General features: G+C 20.3%; 2 protein-coding genes. Both read left to right on the top strand.

All coding sequences use genetic code 4. The features are described 5' to 3' along the window. Positions 1-242: hypothetical protein (locus tag EHV01_RS06195; protein WP_422066699.1), on the top strand; the 242-nt coding region annotated here is incomplete at its 5' end. Position 243: 1 nt separating this feature from the next. Further along, positions 244-711, top strand: a complete 468-nt coding sequence (locus EHV01_RS06190; protein WP_422066698.1) for a hypothetical protein — start codon at positions 244-246, stop codon at positions 709-711. The last annotated feature ends 50 nt before the right edge of the window (positions 712-761 follow it).

Here is a 761-nt window from a genome sequence, read left to right as displayed (position 1 = left end):
AAAAAGTTGGTATTAATATTATTAAAGATAAATTATTGGTAAAAGATATTGAAGTAATTGGAATTGATGATGATTTTGTAGAAAATGCTAATCAATATGAATTAATACAACTAATTAAATATTTAATTGTTGATGAAAAGTTAGTTAAAAACACAATTAAAGCACAATGAGATACAAATACAGAAAATAAAGTAATTGGTATTAAAGGTATTAAATTCAAAATAAATAAAGGAGACAAATAATATGGCAAATGAACTAAAACAATATATTAAAGGTGCAATTGTTAAATATGAATTAAAAGTTAATGAAAAATATTTAAAAGAAAATATTTTAGCACTTGAAGAATTGAAAATGAAAAATGGACAAAGTTATATGTCATTAGTTTCTAATGCTGATAATGCTAAAATCACAGCATTAGGAATTATTAAATTAAGTAATAAAGGTTTAATATTTGGAAAAGATTTTAATATTATTCCATTTAAAAATAAATTAACAACTATTATTGATAGTAAAGTTTATTGTAAAAGAATTGAAGAAGCAGGATATAGTCCAAGAAAATCAATTATATTTAAAAGTGAAAAATTTGAATGGGATGCTATAAATTCTTGCCCAAAAATTCATGAGATTAATTTTAATGCAAATACTATAGAWAAATCTTGATGAAATAAAAAAAATCATCAATATGACAATTTGAAAACTAATTTTGTGTAAGATTATACTTTTGCTTTAAATTTTTTAAACGTTAAAATATAATACCGTTK

The organism is Spiroplasma sp. hy2 (genome assembly GCF_044714365.1).
GTDB classification, from domain to species: domain Bacteria; phylum Bacillota_I; class Bacilli_A; order Mycoplasmatales; family Mycoplasmataceae; genus Spiroplasma; species Spiroplasma phoeniceum.
Note: the sequence above shows the minus strand (reverse complement) of the source record. Positions and strands in the feature narration are given on the sequence as shown.